19 protein-coding genes are annotated in these 19,065 nt (G+C 30.1%); 17 read left to right on the top strand and 2 right to left on the bottom strand.

The window, feature by feature from the left end; all coding sequences use genetic code 11:
* The first annotated feature begins 275 nt into the window (after positions 1-275).
* The 6 genes from G594_RS0101550 (at position 276) to G594_RS0101525 (ending at position 6,616) form a co-directional block, all read left to right on the top strand.
* Positions 276-1,160 carry a metal ABC transporter substrate-binding protein gene (locus tag G594_RS0101550; RefSeq protein ID WP_027096944.1) on the top strand — a complete coding sequence of 295 codons (885 nt, stop codon included), beginning with the start codon at positions 276-278 and terminating at the stop codon, positions 1,158-1,160.
* Between the two features lie 223 nt (positions 1,161-1,383).
* On the top strand, positions 1,384-3,174 hold the full coding sequence (locus tag G594_RS0101545) for a MutS family DNA mismatch repair protein (RefSeq protein ID WP_027096943.1): 1,791 nt from the start codon (positions 1,384-1,386) through the stop codon (positions 3,172-3,174).
* A 114-nt stretch (positions 3,175-3,288) separates the two neighbouring features.
* Positions 3,289-3,693 carry a CBS domain-containing protein gene (locus G594_RS0101540; RefSeq protein ID WP_027096942.1) on the top strand — a complete coding sequence of 135 codons (405 nt, stop codon included), beginning with the start codon at positions 3,289-3,291 and terminating at the stop codon, positions 3,691-3,693.
* 159 nt (positions 3,694-3,852) lie between these two features.
* Positions 3,853-4,122: a metal-sensing transcriptional repressor gene (locus G594_RS0101535; protein ID WP_027096941.1), complete on the top strand. Its 270-nt coding sequence runs from the start codon at positions 3,853-3,855 to the stop codon at positions 4,120-4,122.
* A 23-nt stretch (positions 4,123-4,145) separates the two neighbouring features.
* Entirely contained in the window at positions 4,146-6,374 is a 2,229-nt protein-coding gene (locus tag G594_RS18160) for a heavy metal translocating P-type ATPase (protein WP_034865800.1), read from the top strand.
* A 32-nt stretch (positions 6,375-6,406) separates the two neighbouring features.
* The gene (locus G594_RS0101525; protein WP_027096940.1) at positions 6,407-6,616 is read left to right on the top strand and encodes a heavy-metal-associated domain-containing protein; all 210 of its coding nucleotides are present in this window, start codon (positions 6,407-6,409) and stop codon (positions 6,614-6,616) included.
* Between the two features lie 158 nt (positions 6,617-6,774).
* Here G594_RS0101525 and G594_RS0101520 read toward each other — a convergent pair whose 3' ends face one another.
* The gene (locus tag G594_RS0101520; protein ID WP_027096939.1) at positions 6,775-7,428 is read right to left on the bottom strand and encodes a PspA/IM30 family protein; all 654 of its coding nucleotides are present in this window, start codon (positions 7,426-7,428) and stop codon (positions 6,775-6,777) included.
* A gap of 347 nt (positions 7,429-7,775) precedes the next feature.
* Between G594_RS0101520 and rpsA the strand changes: the two genes are divergently transcribed.
* The 3 genes from rpsA (at position 7,776) to G594_RS0101505 (ending at position 10,300) form a co-directional block, all read left to right on the top strand.
* Positions 7,776-8,921, top strand: coding sequence for a 30S ribosomal protein S1 (gene rpsA / locus G594_RS0101515; protein WP_027096938.1), 1,146 nt, complete (start codon positions 7,776-7,778; stop codon positions 8,919-8,921).
* 321 nt (positions 8,922-9,242) lie between these two features.
* The gene (locus G594_RS0101510; RefSeq protein ID WP_027096937.1) at positions 9,243-9,578 is read left to right on the top strand and encodes a PadR family transcriptional regulator; all 336 of its coding nucleotides are present in this window, start codon (positions 9,243-9,245) and stop codon (positions 9,576-9,578) included.
* A gap of 5 nt (positions 9,579-9,583) precedes the next feature.
* The gene (locus tag G594_RS0101505) at positions 9,584-10,300 is read left to right on the top strand and encodes a hypothetical protein (RefSeq protein ID WP_027096936.1); all 717 of its coding nucleotides are present in this window, start codon (positions 9,584-9,586) and stop codon (positions 10,298-10,300) included.
* A gap of 299 nt (positions 10,301-10,599) precedes the next feature.
* Here G594_RS0101505 and pyk read toward each other — a convergent pair whose 3' ends face one another.
* Positions 10,600-12,018, bottom strand: a complete 1,419-nt coding sequence (gene pyk, locus G594_RS0101500) for a pyruvate kinase (RefSeq protein WP_027096935.1) — start codon at positions 12,016-12,018, stop codon at positions 10,600-10,602.
* Between the two features lie 177 nt (positions 12,019-12,195).
* Here pyk and G594_RS0101495 point away from each other — a divergent pair, with 177 nt between their 5' ends.
* The 8 genes from G594_RS0101495 (at position 12,196) to G594_RS0101460 (ending at position 19,055) form a co-directional block, all read left to right on the top strand.
* The gene (locus G594_RS0101495; protein WP_027096934.1) at positions 12,196-13,647 is read left to right on the top strand and encodes an aminoacyl-histidine dipeptidase; all 1,452 of its coding nucleotides are present in this window, start codon (positions 12,196-12,198) and stop codon (positions 13,645-13,647) included.
* 286 nt (positions 13,648-13,933) lie between these two features.
* Complete coding sequence (locus tag G594_RS0101490) at positions 13,934-14,113, top strand: MarR family transcriptional regulator (RefSeq protein ID WP_027096933.1); 180 nt, start codon at positions 13,934-13,936, stop codon at positions 14,111-14,113.
* 204 nt (positions 14,114-14,317) lie between these two features.
* Positions 14,318-14,827: a GNAT family N-acetyltransferase gene (locus G594_RS0101485; protein ID WP_027096932.1), complete on the top strand. Its 510-nt coding sequence runs from the start codon at positions 14,318-14,320 to the stop codon at positions 14,825-14,827.
* Between the two features lie 145 nt (positions 14,828-14,972).
* The gene (locus tag G594_RS0101480) at positions 14,973-15,602 is read left to right on the top strand and encodes a C40 family peptidase (RefSeq protein ID WP_027096931.1); all 630 of its coding nucleotides are present in this window, start codon (positions 14,973-14,975) and stop codon (positions 15,600-15,602) included.
* Positions 15,603-15,838: 236 nt separating this feature from the next.
* Positions 15,839-16,525, top strand: a complete 687-nt coding sequence (locus tag G594_RS0101475; RefSeq protein WP_027096930.1) for an SPOR domain-containing protein — start codon at positions 15,839-15,841, stop codon at positions 16,523-16,525.
* Positions 16,526-16,731: 206 nt separating this feature from the next.
* Entirely contained in the window at positions 16,732-17,298 is a 567-nt protein-coding gene (locus G594_RS0101470; RefSeq protein WP_027096929.1) for a Maf-like protein, read from the top strand.
* 34 nt (positions 17,299-17,332) lie between these two features.
* Positions 17,333-18,022 carry a RadC family protein gene (radC, locus tag G594_RS0101465; RefSeq protein WP_027096928.1) on the top strand — a complete coding sequence of 230 codons (690 nt, stop codon included), beginning with the start codon at positions 17,333-17,335 and terminating at the stop codon, positions 18,020-18,022.
* A 19-nt stretch (positions 18,023-18,041) separates the two neighbouring features.
* The gene (locus G594_RS0101460; protein WP_027096927.1) at positions 18,042-19,055 is read left to right on the top strand and encodes a rod shape-determining protein; all 1,014 of its coding nucleotides are present in this window, start codon (positions 18,042-18,044) and stop codon (positions 19,053-19,055) included.
* Positions 19,056-19,065: the final 10 nt, after the last annotated feature.

Genomic DNA, 19,065 nt, shown 5'->3' with positions numbered 1-19,065 from the left:
TAATTAGCGTTTAATCATATATAAGAATAGAACGGAAAGATTTAGGTTATCAGTAATACTGTTAACCTAATTTTTTTTGCAATTTCCTTACCTTTAGTACGAGGGGAATAAATATCTATGAACTATGCGACTGAATAAGCAAAATAAATATCAATACAATGTTTTTTAGTTATATTGGCAATAATAGATATATGTGGTTCTCTTATTGACAAAAAATAGATGAGAGTATACAATAAAAAATGCAAATGCAAATCATATGCAATAAGGGGTGCGAAATGAAAAAGTTATTAGTAAAACTATCAGTGCTAATGATACTTCCAGTTATGTTAATTGGATGCTCAACTAAAAGTGGTAATGATAATGAACAAAGTGAAAAAGTTAATGTTATGGTTTCTATTAGTCCTTTAAAGGAATTTGCTGAAAGAATAGGTGGAGACAAGATAGAAGTTAGTACTCTTGTTCCTGAAAATGCAGAACCTCATGATATGGATTTTGGACCAAAAGATCTAGAAAAGCTAATGAAAAGCCAAGTATTTGTTTACAATGGATTAGGCATGGAACATTGGTTAGAGAATGTTGAAGGACAAATTGATAAAGATAAAGTTAAAATGGTAGATAGTAGTACTGGTGCTGATGTTAGAGTTATAGATGGAAAACAAGACCCGCATTTATGGTTAAGTTTAAGAGAAGCAACAGTTCAAAGTAACAACATAAAAAATGCATTAATAGAAGTAGACCCGGAAAATAAAGATTTCTATGAAGAAAACTATAATAAATTTAAGGATGAACTTGATTCATTATATAATGAATATAAGGATAAGTTTGCTTCAAAGACTCAAAAATATTTTATGACTAGTCATGCAGCTTTTGGATACCTTTGTAGAGACTTTGGATTAACAGAAAATTCACTTCACGATATATTTGGTGAAGGAGAGGTAACAGCAAAGAAGAATGCTGGAGCAATTAATTATTGCAAAGAAAAAGGGATAACAGTTATATTTTCAGAAGGAAGCGAAACTCAAAAGGAAGCAGAAACTATAGCCAATGAAATTGGTGGAAAGGTTGAGCCGATATATAGCTTAGAAACTAAGGTTGAAGGAAAAAGTTATATTGAAGCAATGAGATATAACCTTGAAACAATATATAATTCACTTAAATAGTTAATAATAAATATATATAAAAGAGAAATTGCAATGCAATTTCTCTTTTAAATTATTATAGAAAAGGTTGTTGTAAATATTGGAAAAAGAATGATGTTATGGTATCTTTAAATAAATTGAAGTTTTAACATTAGAGTAAGTTTTAAGTCTACTTAAGGATTAGGCTTAATTGTTTAAAGAAATATTTAATGTTATTAGATAAAAGAATGAAGTGAGGGATTAGATGAGCAGAGCAGAAAACTTTTATAAAGAAAAAATAAATAGTGCAAAAGATAAGATAAATATTTTAGATAAGTCTATATCTTATATTGGCTGGGGGAGATTAGCAATTGTATTAGTTGGGATTGCTGCAGGATATAAGTTATATAAATCAAGTAATTTTTTAAATCTTATTTTAGTAGAGTTATTAATTTTAGCGCTATTTATTCTAGTAGCTATAATACATGGTAAAAAAATTAATGAAAGAAATAAATTAAACATTTTATTAGAGATAAATGAAAAAGGTTTAAATAGATTAAATGGAAAATATAAAGAAGATGAGGATAAGGGAGAAGAATTAATTGAAGAGGGGCATCCATTTTGTGAAGATTTAGATGTTTTTGGAAATAATTCATTATTCCAGATGGTAAATACCACAAGAACTAAGAGTGGGCGTAAAAAGTTAAAGGAAATATTACTTCTTAAGAACTTACCTTCTAAAGAGGTTGTAAATAAAAAGCAGAAAGCAATAAAAGAACTAGGAGAAAAGGTTGAATGGAGACAAAAACTTTATATAGATGGTACTTTTAAGAAAAATAAGGGTGAAGAGCTTGAAGAGTTAATAAAGTGGGGAAAGACACCTTCTGAAACAAGCTCTGTAAAACTGATAATTGCAGGGATATTTATAGTAGTTACATTAGCTTTAATAATAGCATGTACATTTAAAATATTACCTTTTAGTATAGTTATTTTAGATTTAATGGTTAATTACGTTGTTATTAAAATGCTAACAAAGGATATGAACCATGTAATGGAGTTATTTCATTCTATTAAAAATAGTGTAAGAGCTTATTCTAATATATTAAATTTAATAGAAAAAGAAGAGTTTATAAGTGAGTATTTAAATGAAACTAAAGCTAAACTTACTATAGGAGGGGAATCTTCTTGCAGTAAGGAAATGAATAGATTAGCTGATCTTTTAGATTGGGTTGGAGACTCAATGGCAAATGCATATTATTTTATTTTAAATGTCTTTGTATTTGCAGATGTATTTATATTATTTAACTTAGATAAATGGAAAGAAAAGAATGGGGATTCTATAGAAAAGTGGCTTGAGGTTATGGGAGAATTTGATGCTCTATCAAGTATATCTAACATAAGCTTTGACCATGAGGATTGGTGTTTTGGAAATATTACTGAAAAAGAAATAAAGGGCGTTAATATGGCTCATCCTTTAATTGGCGATAGAGCAGTTGCAAACACATATGAATTAGTGACTCCAAAGCAAATAACATTGATTACTGGGTCAAATATGTCTGGTAAAAGTACCTTCTTAAGAACTGTAGGAATAAATCTTTTACTAACATATATTGGCGCACCAGCTTGTGCAAATGAATTTAGTTGTCCTATTATGAATATTTACACATGTATGAGAACAAAGGATAACTTAGAGGAAAGTATATCTTCTTTCTATGCAGAGATTTTAAGAATAAAGCTTATTATAGATGCTTGTAAAAGAGGAGAAGAGGTATTTGTATTACTTGATGAAATATTTAAGGGAACTAACTCTAAGGATAGACACATAGGTGCTACTGTTTTAATAAAACAGTTAATATCCAATGGAGCTAGAGGTCTTGTTTCAACACATGACTTAGAACTATGTGATTTAGAAGAAGAGATGAAGGAAGTAGAAAACTACAATTTTAGAGAATACTATAAAGATAATAAAATTCAGTTTGATTATAAGCTTAGAAAAGGTAAGAGTAATACACAAAATGCTGTATATCTAATGAGGCTGGCTGGTATAGATTTTTGAAAATAATTCACTTTATTCCAATAAGAAAGTGGTTAGAAAATCTGACAAGCTGTTAGGATTATGTTACAATAAAGTTGTAATGAAAAAGTTTTACTTAATATGAAGGGGAGAGTTATGAATATAGCGTTTTTTCTTACACCAAAGAATGAAGTAGTGTGTGAAAGTTGTGAAGCAACCATGAGACAGGTAATGGAGAAGATGGAGCATCACGGTTATACAGCTATTCCATTAATAGATAAGAGTGGAAAGTATGTTGGAACTCTTACAGAAGGTGACCTTTTATGGAAACTAAAGAATACACCTGATTTAAATTTTAAAAACACAGAATGTGTTAAGGTAAAAGAGATAGATAGAAGAGTATCTCATAAGAGTGTATCAATCAATTCAGATATAGAAAATTTAATTAATTTAGCAATAAATCAAAATTTTGTTCCAGTTGTAGATGACAATGGAATATTTATTGGGATTATAAAGAGAAGTGATATAATTAATTATTGCTATAATGAAATGAAAAAATAGTTAAGAGTTTTATAAGAGGAATCGCAAGACGATTCCTCTTTTTTATAATTAATAGGAAAATAAAAATTATTGAATAAATATATTAAGGTATTGACAAAATAGAATTGGAGTATTAATATCAAATCGTACCCCCTACCCAGGGGGTGGAGGAGGTAAAAGATGAATTCTGATAAACAAAAAGCGTTACAAACACTAAAAACTTGTAGGGGACAAGTTGAAGCAATAATTAAAATGTTGGAAGACGAAAGGTATTGTATAGATATTTCAAATCAAATAATTGCAGCTCAAGGATTATTAAAAAAAGCAAATAAGTTAATTCTTACGCAGCATATGCATCATTGCTTAAAAGAGGCTGCAAGCAATGAGGATGAAAGAGATATAAAGATTGAGGAAGTTGTGGGGATTGTAAATAAGCTTATTGATAAGTAGTTTTAATAGGAGGAGTATAGCTTATGAAAAAAGATTTTAAGGTTACAGGTATGACTTGTGCAGCTTGTTCAAGTAGAGTTGAAAGAGTTTTAAGCAAGATGGAGGGAGTTACTAAGGCTGAAGTTAACTTAGCAACTGAAGACCTTTACATAGATTATGATGATTCGAAACTGAAGATTCAGGACATTATAGGAAAAATAGAAAAAGCAGGTTATGGAGCTTATGAAGTAAAAGAAGATACAAAGATTGATGACACAGATAAAGAAGATGCTATTAATTCTTTAAAGAAAAGATTTGTACTTTCGTTAGTTTTTGCGGTTCCATTACTTTATATATCAATGGGACACATGATGGGGGCACCTCTACCTAGTATTATAGATCCTATGAAGAATGCAATGAACTTTGCATTAATTCAATTGATTTTAGTTATACCAGTAATGATAGTAGGTAGAAAATTCTTTATTGGTGGATTTAAAAACATAGTTCATTTAAGTCCAAATATGGATTCATTAATTGCAATTGGTACATCAGCAGCATTTCTTTATGGAATATATGCAATAGTAAAAATTGCTGGTGGAGATACTCATTTTTCAATGGATCTATACTTTGAATCAGGAGCAACAATTTTAACTTTAATTACTTTAGGTAAATATCTAGAGGCAAAGACAAAAGGAAAGACATCAGAAGCAATTAAAAAGCTTATGGGATTAGCTCCAAAGAAAGCAACAATAATTGTAGATGGTGTAGAAAAAGTTATTTCCATTGATGAAGTTAAGGTTGGAGATGTAATTTTAGTAAAGCCAGGAGAAAAGCTTCCTGTAGATGGTGAGATTGTTGAGGGAACAACTACTATAGATGAATCAATGCTTACAGGAGAAAGTATTCCAATAGATAAGAATATTGGAGATAAGGTTTTTGGAGCAAGTATAAATAAATTTGGTATGTTTAAATATAAGGCTACAAAGGTTGGAAAGGATACTGCATTAGCTCAAATAATAAAGCTTGTGGAACAGGCACAAGGATCAAAAGCACCTATAGCTAAAATGGCAGATATTATTTCTGGATACTTTGTACCAACAGTAATAACATTAGCAGTTATCTCAAGTATTGTCTGGGCAATAAGTGGTAAGGGGCTAGAATTCTCGCTAACAATATTTATAGCAGTACTAGTTATAGCCTGCCCATGTGCTTTAGGATTAGCTACTCCAACAGCAATAATGGTTGGAACAGGTAAGGGTGCAGAAAATGGTATCTTAATTAAAAGTGGAGTTGCATTAGAAGGAGCTCATAAAATTAATACTGTTGTATTTGATAAGACAGGTACAATTACAGAAGGTAAACCAAAGGTTACAGATATAATAACTAAGGGGTTAAGTGAAGATGAATTATTAAGATATGCTTCTTCAGCAGAAAAAGGATCTGAGCATCCATTAGGAGAAGCTATAGTTGTAGCAGGTGTAGAAAGAGGATTAGAGTTATTTGAAATAGAATCCTTTAAATCTGTACCAGGAGAAGGTATAGTTACTTTAATTAATGATAAAAATATTCTTATTGGTAACAATAAGTTAATGAAAAATAACAATATAGATATAAATTCAGTAGAAAATGATGTTAAGTTATTAGCATCTCAAGGAAAGACACCAATGTATATGGTTATAGATGGGACTTTAGCTGGAGTTATTGCAGTGGCAGATACATTAAAAGCAAATAGTAAAAAAGCAGTTGAAGCACTTCATAAACTTGGGATTGAAGTAGTTATGCTAACTGGTGATAATGAAAAGACAGCACAAGCTATTGCTAAGGAAGTGGGAATAGATAAGGTTGTTTCAGATGTATTACCAGGAGATAAGGCAAATGAAGTTAAGAGACTTCAAGATGAAGGAAAGAATGTTGCTATGGTTGGTGATGGAATAAATGATGCTCCAGCACTTGCAATGGCCAATATAGGTATAGCAATTGGATCAGGTACAGATGTAGCTATAGAATCAGCTGATATTGTTTTAATGAGAAGTGATATTCTAGATGTTGTTGGAGCTATCCAGTTAAGTAAGGCAACAATAAAGAATATTAAAGAAAACTTAGGATGGGCATTTGGTTATAATACTTTAGGAATACCAGTAGCTATGGGGATTTTATATGCCTTCGGAGGCCCACTTCTTAACCCAATGATAGCTGCATTTGCTATGAGTTTTAGTTCAGTATCAGTATTATTAAATGCTTTAAGATTAAAAAGATTTAAACCTAAATTTTAATAGAATATAAATATTTTTTGGAGGGATTTATTATGGCAAAGTTTAAAATTGAAATGAATGGAATGTCTTGTATGCATTGTGTAGGACATGTGAAAAATGCATTTGAAGATTGTGGAAAAGTTAGAGGTATGGATGTAGAAATAAATAAAGCTGTAATCGAAGGAGATTTAACAGAAGAAGAAATTAAAGACATCATTGAAGATGAAGGATATGATGTTGTGAAGATAGAAAAGATTGATTAAAAAGCTGCCTTAGGGCAGTTTTTTGTTAATAAGGATAATTAAAATAATAAGGATAAGGATGAAATTCTGTAACAAGTCTCTAGAACTTCTAAAATAAATTGAAGAGAGAAATTGCTCAAGCAATTTCTCCTCCTAATCTTTTTTATCTCTATTAACTATTAAAGTCCTGATTTATATTTTTCTAATTCAGCATCTAGGTCAACGTCACCTAATTCTTCAAATTCACTATCAAAGTTATCAAGGTTTTTTAATTCTCCAAGACCATTAGCCATAGCTTCTTCTCTAGCAATCTTTCTTTCAATATTATCAATATTAATAGAATTGGTTTTAGTTTCAACATTTGCTAAAACTTCATTAACCTTCTTAGAAGCTTTTGCTGTAGAGTACCTTGCAGCAGCTTCGTCCCTATAGCTCCTTGTCTTTTCAAGTTCTTCTTCTAAAGCTCTTAAGTTTTTCTTTAGAGCATCTGCTTGAGCTTTAGAAGTATTATAGGTAGTTACTAAAGATTCATACTTTTTATCAGCATCTACCTTCTTTGCTAATGCTCTCTTGGCTAAATCTTCATTATTCTTAGAAAGAGCTAGTTTAACTTTTGAATCATAATCAACAGATTCATTTTTAGCTGCGTTCATTTTCTTTTCAATTTCATGAACATTACCTAAAACTTGAGCAGAGTTTAATTTAGCTTTGCTTAATTGTTCTTCCATATCTTTAATTTTTTGATCTAGTAATTCAATTGGATTTTCCATTTCATCTAAAGTTGAGTTTACTTTTCCTTTAATCATGTTTGACATCCTGTTAAAAATACCCATAACATAACCTCCTAATTTTATTAGTATTCAATTTAAATATCAAGTACATTATATTGTCAAAATAATATTATAACTAAATTATAGTGGTAAAAAATTGAAATAGCAAAGGCGAAATTAACCTATAAAAGGAGAAAAGAGTTAAGTGAGGATAAGTGGTATTTAATAACTCTTTATACCGTAATTCATATTGATATAGCTTTATAATTCATTTTTTACCTATTTTCTATATTATACCATAAACTTATTTGGGGTAAATATATAATATAATGTATATGCTACTTGTATTAGCAATAACAATAATATAGAATTTAAATTGGATTAAAATTGTATTTTAGGGAGTGATTTATATGACTAATGAAACAAACATGAATAGCATGAGTGAGTTTTTAAATGATTATGATGTTAAGAGAATAAGAGAAGGAGAAATCCTTGATGGTAAGGTTATAGAAGTAAATGATAAGGAAGTAATAGTTAATATAAATTATGCTTTTGATGGAGTTATATCTAAAGAAGAATTAACTTATGAAGGAAAAAGTCCTGAAGAAGTTGTAAAGAAGGGTGATGAGTTTAAAGTATACGTTTTATCGCCTAATGATGGAGAAGGATATGTGTTACTTTCAAGAGTTAAGGCTTTAGCAGTTACTGAAAGAGAAGAATTAAAGAAAGCATTTAAATCAGGAGAATTGATAAGTGTAAATGTTAAGGAAGCTGTAAAAGGTGGCGTTGTAGCTTATTATGGTGGAGTTAGAATATTTATTCCAGGTTCTCAGTTAGGTAGAGGAAGAGTTGAGTCTTCAGATGTAGTAGGAAAGACTCTTGAAGTTAAGTTAATAGAATTAGATTTAAGAAATAGAAAAGTTGTTGCTTCTAGAAGAGTAATAGAAGAAGAGCAGTACCAAATAGAAAAGAAAAGAATGTGGGCTTCTGTTAATGAAGGAGAAAAGAGAACAGGTGTTGTAACAAAGATAGCTAAGTTTGGAGCATTTGTTGATATTGGTGGAGTTCAAGGTTTAGTTCATATAAATGATTTAGCTTGGGGAAGAGTTAAGAGAGTTGAAGATGTAGTTAAGGTTGGAGACCAAGTTGAAGTATTTGTTGGTGAAGTAGATAGAGAAAAAGAAAGGTTAGCTTTAGTTTTAAAGGATGTTAATAGTGAACCATGGAAGGTTCATGGAAGTTCTATAAAAGATGGAGCTGTAATGGAAGGGAAAGTAGTTAGACTAACTAATTTTGGAGCTTTCGTAGAGGTTTTACCTGGAGTTGAAGGATTAGTTCATATTACAGAAATAACTGATGAAAACATAGCTAAAGCAAGTGATGTGTTAACAGTAGGACAAAATGTTAAGGTTAAAGTTCTAAGTGTGAATAAAGAAGATAAGAAGTTAAGCTTAAGCATTAAAGAAGCTGTTGAAAGAAATAAAGAATACATGAAGTATAATGATAGTGACGAAGGATTAAGTTTAGGAGATTTATTTAAAGATCTTAAGTTCTAATTAATTAAACAAAAATATGGAGAAATCATATAGAGATTTCTCCATATTTTTTACTGTGTAGAAAGGTATAAAATTTTAACCAGCTATTCAAGTATAATAATTTTATAAATTCCTTATTTTTAGTACGATTGAGGTGGATATTTGTTTCCATGTGACTTAGAGCGAAGTGACGGAACAAGCAAAAAAATATCCACTTCACCTTTTTTATTGACAAAAAGTGTGAAAAGGAATATATTATAAGTAGGTACTATGTATTACATAGTACCTACTTTTTACAAGAACTACTATGTTATACAAAGTAGGAGAAGGGATAGATTTACTATGCAAGATAAATCTCAATTATTAAAGGGTGTTTTAGAAGGATGTATATTGAAAATTGTAAAGCATAAAAAGGAAACTTACGGATATGAAGTGGTAACAGAATTAAGGACCTTTGGTTTTGGTCAATGTACAGAAGGAACGGTTTATCCATTATTGACAAGATTAGAAAAAAGAAAAAGTTTAGCTTCACAAAAGAAGGAATCTCCACTTGGGCCTCAGAGGAAATATTATTCATTGACTGAAGAAGGAGAACAAGAACTTGAAGAGTTTACAAGAATCTGGGGTGAGTTTAAGGGGTTTGTTGATGGAATATTTAAGTATTATGAAGGGAAGTAGGATTGATGAATAAGTTAGACAAACAAATAAAAGTAAACTATAGCAATATGCTGAAGATAGACAAGAGATATCAGGATTTAGTTACAAATATAGTATGTTATTTAAGAGGTAAATTAAATAGTGTTGATGCAGAAGAAGCAATTAATGATGTAAATGATATTTTATTAGGGGCTCAGTCTAGGGGAGAGGATCTAGAGGTATTAGTTGGAGATTATGAGGAGTTTTGCGATAATATAATAGATGCGTATAGGGGAAGTGACAAGTGGTATTCTCTAAAATCATATTTCTATGACTTTGGAGGGATTTCCATATATATGCTAGTGTTCTTTATGGCATTAGATATTATTTCAAGCATACCTACTGTTAAACCACTAACTATATCTAATATTTTAAATATGAAATATACAATATCATTAGCACCGTTTATATCCCTTATAATTGCACTTGTTTTTTCTATTGGTATAGTAAAATATATATGTACTCATCCAGGGGGAAATGAAAAGGGAAATAAGAAGGAAGCTATAATGTCTTTTATAATTATCTTTATTGTATTATCAGCTATGGTGGCATCAACTTTTTTCTTTAGAAAGATAGAGATATATACTTTTAGTAATATACCAGTAATAATTATTATAGCCTTTTTAGTATGCATAGCTGTTATAGGAGCTAATGTTATTGAATTCATAAAGGCTAGAAGAATGGATAAGGTATCTAATAAATAAATATAAAAATAAATAAATATATAAATATATAAATATATAAATATAAGCTATAGAGTGGTGTTACCTATAGCTTATATTTAATTTTTCTATCAAGATCAGATATATAATCTTCATATTATTCTACCTGTGTTACAGATAAATTCACAACTCTAATTATTAATTTTAAAATAAAAAACGTACAGGTTAGTAAGCAGGACTTATGTTCCACTTAGCAAACTGTACGTTAAATATATAAACGTTATATCATTTATAAAAATTTCAATGTAAGAAAAAAATGGAATTTGGTAGTAATCTAATCTCTATAGCTTTTCTATTTTTAACATATTTGTTCCGCCAGTTTGGGTTGTTGGCATTCCAGCAGCAACAATAATATCGTCTCCTGGATTAGCAAAGTCAACTTCAACGGCTTTGTTTTTAGCTTCGGTAAGAATTTCATCTGTTGTATTAAACATTTCACACTTAAGAGGTAAAACACCAAAGTTTAATGCAAGATTTCTTCTAACCTCTTCAAAAGGAGTAATAGCTATTATAGGACATTGAGGTCTATATTTTGATAAAAGTCTAGCAGTAGAACCACTTTTGGTAGCTGCGACTATTGTTTTAGCATTTAGTACAAAGGATGTTCTACAGGCTGAGTAACTTATAGCATCTGCATAAGAAGATGTTGTAGGATCAATATTTCTATTAAGCAAATGGTCATACTCTAGGTTTTCTTCGGCTTCAATAGCTATTCTAGACATTGTTTCGGCAGCTTCAACTGGGAAGCTACCAGAAGCACTTTCTCCAGATAGCATTATGGCATCTGTACCATCAAATATTGCATTGCATATATCAGATGCTTCAGCTCTTGTTGGAAGAGAGTTTCTTATCATAGAATCTAACATTTGAGTAGCTGTAATAACTATCTTACCTGCAGTATTACACTTTTTTATTATTTTCTTTTGAATTATTGGCACTCTTTCTATAGGTATCTCTACTCCCATATCACCTCTAGCAACCATAACTCCATCAGTTACTTCAATTATTGAATCTATATTATCTACACCTTCTTGGCTTTCAATCTTAGCAATAATTTTAATGTTTTCACCATTATTTTCTTTAAGAACTTTTCTAACTTCTAATATATCACTTGCTTTTCTAATAAATGACGCAGCGATGAAATCTACACCCATCTTACATCCAAATATAATATCATCTATATCTTTTTCTGTAATAGAAGGAAGTTGTATTTTTACATTAGGGACATTTACTCCCTTATGATTTTTAATCATACCTCCCACTAAAACTTTACACTTAATTTCTTTTCCAATTACATCTGTTATTTCGAACTTTAATAATCCATCATCTACTAATATACTACCTCCAACCTTAACGTCTTTATATAAAGTTTCATAAGAGATAGAGCAGCGCTTATCATCTCCTAGAAGTTCTTCTCCACATACAAATGAGAACTCTTGACCATTTTTTAATTCAATACCATCATTTACAAAATTATGAGTTCTAATTTTAGGACCCTTAATATCAAGAATTATTGCAGTTGAGGAGTTCATTTCCTCCCTTAATTTTTTTATAAGATTAATTTTTTCTTTATGGGTTTCATGAGTACCATGAGAAAAGTTTAGTCTTGCAGCACTCATACCAATTTTAATAAATTTTCTTAAAGTTTCTTCATTGTCGCTAGCAGGCCCGATAGTAAAAATCATTTTAGTTTTTTGCATTTGAGATTCCTCCTAAAAAATAATGTTTTTTGTCAAAATTATTATGTGCAAACATTAAAAAAGTAAGTAATGTTTATTTATTTTGCACATAATTAAAATAAGAAAATAATTTTATGATATACTGTAGATGTTTATAGTATAATTTTAACATATTATATCTGAAAAGGAGTCAAAATAATGGAAATTTTACAAAACTTACAACCTTATGAAGTATTTAAATATTTTGAAGAGATATCTAATATCCCAAGAGGATCAGGTAATGAAAAAGCTATAAGTGATTACTTAGTTAACTTTGGTAAGAATCTTGGATTAGAAACAATTCAAGATAAAGCCTTAAATGTAATAATTAAAAAACCTGCAACTAAGGGATATGAAAATGCACCTACAGTTATAATCCAAGGTCATATGGATATGGTGTGCGAAAAGAATAAGGATACAGAACATGATTTTACTAAGGACCCTATAAAGCTAGTTGTTAAGGGTGATGAAATATATGCAGATGGAACTACTTTAGGGGCAGATAATGGTATTGCAGTAGCTTATGCTCTGGCAGTTCTTGCAGATAATTCAATAGAACATCCAGCTATAGAAGTTCTTTTAACTACAGATGAAGAAACAGGTATGACTGGTGCTATGAACATAAATAAAGATGACATACAAGGAAAAATTCTTCTTAATATTGATAGTGAAGAAGAAGGGTATTTACTAGTAAGTTGTGCTGGTGGAATAAGAACTAAATCTTCTTTAGATATCACTTGGGAAACTTTAAATGATGAAAAGATATTTGAAATATCAGTAAGAGGATTAAAAGGTGGGCATTCAGGTTCAGATATCCATGAATGGAGAGGTAACTCTAATAAACTTATGGGTAGAGTGTTAAAGGACTTATTAGAAAAGATAGATTATAAAATAGTATCTATTAATGGTGGTTCTAAGAATAATGCTATCCCAAGAGAAGCAGATGGAATAATAGCTATAAAGTTAGCAGATGAAGAAAAGCTAGTAAGAATAGTTGAAACATGGGATAAGGTATTTAAAAAGGAATTAGAAGCACAAGATCCAGGAGTTTCTTTAACTGTTAAGGAAGTTTCTGTAGAAAGCAAGAAGGCATTTAATAAAGAAACTACTGAAAAGGCTGTAAATTTATTATTTGTTTATCCTAATGGAGTAAATACAATGAGTCGTAACATAGATGGTTTAGTTGAAAGTTCAACCAATATAGGTATACTTACAACTACTGACTCAGAAGTTATTTTTGATAGTGCTGTTAGAAGTTCAGTACCATCTTTAAGAGCTGATATAGAAGGGAAGATTAAGACAATTACTGAGTTAGCTGGAGCTAAGTATTCTGCTAATGATGGATATCCAGGCTGGGAATATAAAGCGGATTCTAAAATAAGAGAGATTTGCAAAGATGTATATAAGAAGATGTATGGTGATGAGCCTGTAGTTTATGCCTTACATGCTGGAGTTGAATGTGGTTTATTTGAAGAAATCCTTGGTGACTTAGATATGATAAGCTTCGGACCTAACATAAGAGGAGCTCATACTCCAGAAGAACATTTATCTATTTCTTCTACTAAGAAGGTGTGGGAATACTTATTAGAAGTATTAAAGGCTATTAAATAAGGTTAAGCAAAATAAATGAGATAATAATGATAATTAAGATAGGGAAGAAACTGCTTTTGGCAGTTTTTTTCTTTTGTTAATAGAAAAGAGTGTGGACAAGGTGAAAAGGCAAATAAAGAATTGCTGAATATTTAAATTTATGATTTAGCAATATGGAGGCAATCAATGAGTGAGAAAAAACTTTAATATGTTAATTATTTGTATTAATTAATAATTAGTATTGATTGATTAACATATTATGGGTATAATATGAATTATAGTAATGAAATTCAAGGAGGAATAGAAGATGGATATTAAAGATAAAGTGTTAGACGTTTTAAATAATTCAGATGAACCTTTAAAGGGAGGACAAATTGCAGAAATATCTGGATTAGATAAGAAGGATGTAGATAAGGCAATTAAGGTTCTTAAGTCGGAAGAAAAGATAATATCTCCAAAGAGATGCTTTTATGCAGCTAATAAATAGGAATTAGAATAGGGACTATCTATTGATGGTCTCTTTTTTCTGTCTGGGAAAATATAAAATTTTAATTAACTATAAGTCAAAGGTGCTATTACAGTTTTATAACATTTTTTGTCTAAAACTATGGATAACTATTAATTAAAGGAAGGGAATATAAACTCTCTGTAGAATTATTATATTTAAGTGATTTAATGGGAGGGGAGTTAATTGGTAGATATTGATTTTGAATTTAAGGATTATATAGTATCCAGTGTAGAGGAAGATGGGCTAGAAGAATTAAATAATTGGATAAAAATAAATAATAGTGAAGATCATACTTGCTATTCATTAGATAGTCAAATGTTTTATAGAAGGTTTTTGGAATATTATGTAACAGAAAATGAATTCTTTTTAGAAATATACAAAAATAATGAGCTAGTTGGAGTGTTTAAAGGAAGATTAGAGTTAGAAAATAAGAAAGAATTATTTATATGGCTTTTCATAATAAAAAAAGAATTAAGAAATGAAGGTTACGGTTCTGAAATTGTTGAAGGAGTCATAGAATATTTTATGAGACTATATACAATAGATACTATAAAAGTTGGAGTCGTACAAAACAATTTAGAGGGCATTTCCTTTTGGAATAGTAAAGGATTCAAAGTAGAAAGGATGACTAAAGATTTTTTTCAGGACGAAGAAGAGAATGGAAGAAATCTTGTTATTATGCAAAGACAATAATATGTAAATAAAGTGGCTTGACTATTTTGGAATAAATTACTATAATTAAAAAGTAGGGTGAGAGAAACGTCCTATAAATGTGTGTGAAAATGTTTACTAAAACTATTGTGGGAAGTGAAACTTTCTTAAAGGAAGGGGAGTATCTATGATTTCAAAAAGAAAGATACTTACTAAGGCTGTAGCTATTACAGTTGTATGTGCAGCAGTTGCAATGGTAGGTGCAGAAAGTATAAGCGCAGATACAAGTGCAAAGACAAAACAGGGTGTAGTACTTAAGACAAGTGAACTTAAGGTTAATAAAGTAATTGTGTCACCTAAAAAGGTTGAAGAACAAAATACCGTACAACCTTCAAGATCATCAAACACAACAGGTAAGAAAAATACAAGTTCTTCTATAAACAGAGGAGTGAACAAGTCATCAAGCCAAGTAGCAAATTATGCTTATAACTTCTTAGGAAGACCATACGTATATGGTGCAAATGGACCAAATGCATTTGATTGTTCTGGCTTTACAAGTTATGTATATAGACATTTTGGGGTTAGTTTACCACGTACAGCTAGCTCACAATTTAGTGCAGGAAGTGCAGTGTCAAGAAATAATTTAGCGCCTGGAGACTTAGTGTTCTTCAATACAGTAGGATACTTAGGTCATGTTGGTTTATACATTGGTGGCGGTGATTTTATACATGCAGCATCAAGTGGTAGGGTGAAAATAAGCTCACTTAGTGAGGGATACTACAGAACAAGATATGCAGGGGCAAGAAGAGTATTTTAATTTTTAGTGTATGAATATATAAGGTCTCTACTTAAATTTATTTTAAGTAGAGATTTTTTTTATTCTTTAGGAAAATATAAAGATTTACTCTGTTATAGAATCAAAGATATTATTACAATTTCATATTTAAAAATATAAGGTTAAGGATAATAATTTTATAATTTCATTACTTTAAGTACGAATATTTATCCTTTTTAATTAATATACATAATATTAAAAAAGTAAGGGGGTAGAATATGAGATACACAAGATATGACTATAAGAAGAAGGGGGGAGGAGGCTTTTTTTTATGGATTCTATTAATCATTATTTTAGCAGTAGCTATAGGAATTACTATATTCAAAATGTTTTTTAGTGATGGGGAAATAAGTAATCCATTGAAAGTGCCAAATAAAAATCAGCAAGAAGAAGGCGTTAATACAGATGCGGATAGTAATATATTTAAAGTAATTCAATGTGGATTGTTTTCTAAAGAGGAAAATGCCAATAGCGCCTTAACAACATTACCTTCTTCTATGACTGGATTTGTAATTCAGGAGGAAGGTAAGTTCAAAGTTATGGCTGGTATCTATATTGATGAAGAAAGTGCAAAAAAAACAGAAGAGCTAACTAAAGCATCAATTAATAACTTTACTATTAAGTGCTCTATACCAAAGGACTCTTCAGAAAAAAAGATAGAGGCACAAATAATAGAGGGATACTTGCAGATAATAAATAAGTTTGAAGAAAGTGACGTGAAATCAGTAAAAACGGTTGATTTTAAAAAGTGGACAGAAGAAACAGCGGCAAATATAAAAAGTCCTAGTGAAGAAGTTCAAAACTTGGTAAAAGTTATTAAAGAATTACCTGATGAATATACTAAAAAGGATGTTAAAGCATCTAAGGATTTCTTATATAAATTGCTCATAAAATATCGAGTATAGTAAAATCTTAAGAATAAATTAAAATGCATTAGAATTAAATGAACATACTTGTTTATAAGTATATATAATGATAAACTATATTAGGTGTAGTAATGCTTACAACCATTTACTACACCTAAGATTTTATAAAAAATGCAAAAAAAATATGTCTATAAAATGATAAAAATGGCAATACTATTTGATAGTATACTTTAGGAGTGAGAAAATTGAAGATAGTATTAGCTTCAGCTTCTGAAAGAAGACAAGAATTATTATCTAGATTAGTTGAAGAATTCGAAGTTATTATAAGTAATTTTGATGAAAATAAGGTTGTTTTTAAAGGAAATGTAAAAGAATATGTAGAAAATATAGCTTTAGGTAAAGCTATAGATGTACAAAAGAGTATACATGAAGACGCAATTATAATAGCAGCAGATACAATCGTAACTTTAGATAATAAAATTTTAGGTAAGCCTAAAGATGGGACAGAGGCTTTTAGTATGCTTAAAGATTTAAGCGAAAGAACACATAATGTTTATTCTGGAATTGTATTAATAAATACAAAGACAGGGAAAATTATAAAAGATTCCTTATGTACTGAAGTGAAGTTTTCAAAGCTTAAGGATGAAGAGATAATTAAATACATAGAGAGCAAAGAACCATTCGATAAAGCAGGAGCATATGGAATTCAAGGTAAGGGTGGTATTTTTGTAGAAGAAATTAAAGGATGTTACTATAATGTTGTAGGTCTTCCTTTAAATAAGCTTAAAAGTATGATGGATAAAATAGTATAAGGGGTGGGGAATCTAATTTAAGAGGAGTGTGTAAATGGACAACAATCTTAAGATTTTAGATTTACCATTAAGTGAAAGACCTCTAGAGAAATTACTTTCTTTAGGAGCGGAAAGTCTAAATAATTCAGAGTTATTAGCAATAATATTAAGATGTGGCGTTAAAGGAGAAAATGTTCTTTCTTTAAGTCAAAGAATATTATGTGAGTTACAAGGCTTAGACGGTATTATGAATGCATCATACGACGAAATAACTTCAATAACAGGAATAAAAAAGGTTAAGGCATCACAGATATTAGCTGTAGCTGAACTTTTTAAAAGATTTAATACTCTAAAAAGTAATAGAATTGAAGTTGGAATATCAACTCCAAAGGATATATATAAATTACTTATGAATGAAATGAGTTATTTAAATCAGGAAGTTTTAAAGTTAGTAGTATTAAATACTAAGAATAAAATTATAAAAGTCAAGGATGTATTTAAAGGTAGCTTAAACACATCGATAGTACATCCAAGAGAAATTTATTCGGAAGCTATAAGATGTGGTGGAGCTTCAATCATAATATGTCATAATCATCCATCAGGAGACTCTACTCCTAGCAAGGAAGATATTAACATAACCGCAAGGATAAAAGAGTGTGGTAAAATAATAGGAATAGAATTATTAGATCATATTATTATTGGAAATAATGAATATACAAGTTTAAAAGAAAAAGGAATTATATAACTGAAAGGGGAAAAATACAATGGGATTTTTTGGAACAAGTAAAGACATGGGAATAGATTTAGGTACTGCGAATACTCTTGTTTTTGTAAAAGGAAAGGGAGTAGTTTTAAGAGAGCCTTCAGTTGTTGCTATAAATAATTTAACAAAGAAGCCTTTAGCAGTAGGTGCTGAAGCTAAACTTATGATTGGTAGAACACCAGGGAACATAGTTGCAATAAGACCTTTAAAGGATGGAGTTATAGCTGACTTTGATGTTGCTCACACTATGATTAAATCATTAATTGAAAAGGCTGCTAGTAAGAGTGGATTTAAAGCACCTAGAATTATAGTATGCTATCCATCAGGAGTAACAGAAGTAGAAAAGAGAGCTATTGAAGAAGCAACAAAGCTTGCAGGAGCAAGAGATGTTATCTTAATGGAAGAGCCAATGGCAGCAGCTATAGGAGCTGGACTTCCAGTAAGTGAACCAACAGGAAGTATGATAGTAGATATTGGTGGAGGAACTACTGAAGTAGCTATTATATCTCTTGGAGGTATTGTAACTAGTAAGTCATTAAGAGTTGCTGGAGACGAATTAGATCAAGCAGTTATAGCTTATATTAAGAAAGAGTATAACCTTATGATAGGTGAAAGAACTGCAGAGCAAGTAAAGATGGAAATTGGATCTGCTTACAAAGTAGAAGATGAAGATAGAATAATTGAAATTAAGGGAAGAGACTTAATAACAGGTCTTCCAAAGATTATTGAAGTTTCAGAGTCTCAAATAAGAGAAGCTCTTAAAGAACCTGTATATGCAATAATTGAGTCTATTAAAACAACATTAGAAAAAACTCCACCAGAACTTGCAGCTGATATTATGGAAAAAGGAATAATGCTTGCAGGTGGAGGAGCTTTATTAAAGGGATTAGATGTGTTAATTGGAAAAGAAACAAATATGCCTGTTCATATAGCGGAATCACCTCTTGACTGTGTAGTTCTAGGGGCAGGAAAAGCTCTAGAGGATTTCGACAAAATAAGTAGAGAAGAAAGATAGAGCATAATAT

Origin of the sequence: Clostridium paraputrificum AGR2156 (assembly GCF_000424025.1) — a bacterium.
Classification (GTDB): domain Bacteria; phylum Bacillota; class Clostridia; order Clostridiales; family Clostridiaceae; genus Clostridium; species Clostridium paraputrificum.
The sequence above is the reverse complement of the archived record's forward strand: the minus strand, read 5'-3'. Positions and strand labels throughout refer to the sequence as shown.

Bases quoted from the DNA above. Each gene is read 5' to 3' on its own strand.
- G594_RS0101550 (WP_027096944.1), top strand. From the start codon at position 276: ATGAAAAAGTTATTAGTAAAACTATCAGTGCTAATGATACTTCCAGTT.
- G594_RS0101545 (WP_027096943.1), top strand. From the start codon at position 1,384: ATGAGCAGAGCAGAAAACTTTTATAAAGAAAAAATAAATAGTGCAAAA.
- G594_RS0101540 (WP_027096942.1), top strand. From the start codon at position 3,289: ATGAATATAGCGTTTTTTCTTACACCAAAGAATGAAGTAGTGTGTGAA.
- G594_RS0101535 (WP_027096941.1), top strand. From the start codon at position 3,853: ATGAATTCTGATAAACAAAAAGCGTTACAAACACTAAAAACTTGTAGG.
- G594_RS18160 (WP_034865800.1), top strand. From the start codon at position 4,146: ATGAAAAAAGATTTTAAGGTTACAGGTATGACTTGTGCAGCTTGTTCA.
- G594_RS0101525 (WP_027096940.1), top strand. From the start codon at position 6,407: ATGGCAAAGTTTAAAATTGAAATGAATGGAATGTCTTGTATGCATTGT.
- G594_RS0101520 (WP_027096939.1), bottom strand. From the start codon at position 7,428: ATGGGTATTTTTAACAGGATGTCAAACATGATTAAAGGAAAAGTAAAC.
- rpsA (WP_027096938.1), top strand. From the start codon at position 7,776: ATGACTAATGAAACAAACATGAATAGCATGAGTGAGTTTTTAAATGAT.
- G594_RS0101510 (WP_027096937.1), top strand. From the start codon at position 9,243: ATGCAAGATAAATCTCAATTATTAAAGGGTGTTTTAGAAGGATGTATA.
- G594_RS0101505 (WP_027096936.1), top strand. From the start codon at position 9,584: ATGAATAAGTTAGACAAACAAATAAAAGTAAACTATAGCAATATGCTG.
- pyk (WP_027096935.1), bottom strand. From the start codon at position 12,018: ATGCAAAAAACTAAAATGATTTTTACTATCGGGCCTGCTAGCGACAAT.
- G594_RS0101495 (WP_027096934.1), top strand. From the start codon at position 12,196: ATGGAAATTTTACAAAACTTACAACCTTATGAAGTATTTAAATATTTT.
- G594_RS0101490 (WP_027096933.1), top strand. From the start codon at position 13,934: ATGGATATTAAAGATAAAGTGTTAGACGTTTTAAATAATTCAGATGAA.
- G594_RS0101480 (WP_027096931.1), top strand. From the start codon at position 14,973: ATGATTTCAAAAAGAAAGATACTTACTAAGGCTGTAGCTATTACAGTT.
- G594_RS0101475 (WP_027096930.1), top strand. From the start codon at position 15,839: ATGAGATACACAAGATATGACTATAAGAAGAAGGGGGGAGGAGGCTTT.
- radC (WP_027096928.1), top strand. From the start codon at position 17,333: ATGGACAACAATCTTAAGATTTTAGATTTACCATTAAGTGAAAGACCT.
- G594_RS0101460 (WP_027096927.1), top strand. From the start codon at position 18,042: ATGGGATTTTTTGGAACAAGTAAAGACATGGGAATAGATTTAGGTACT.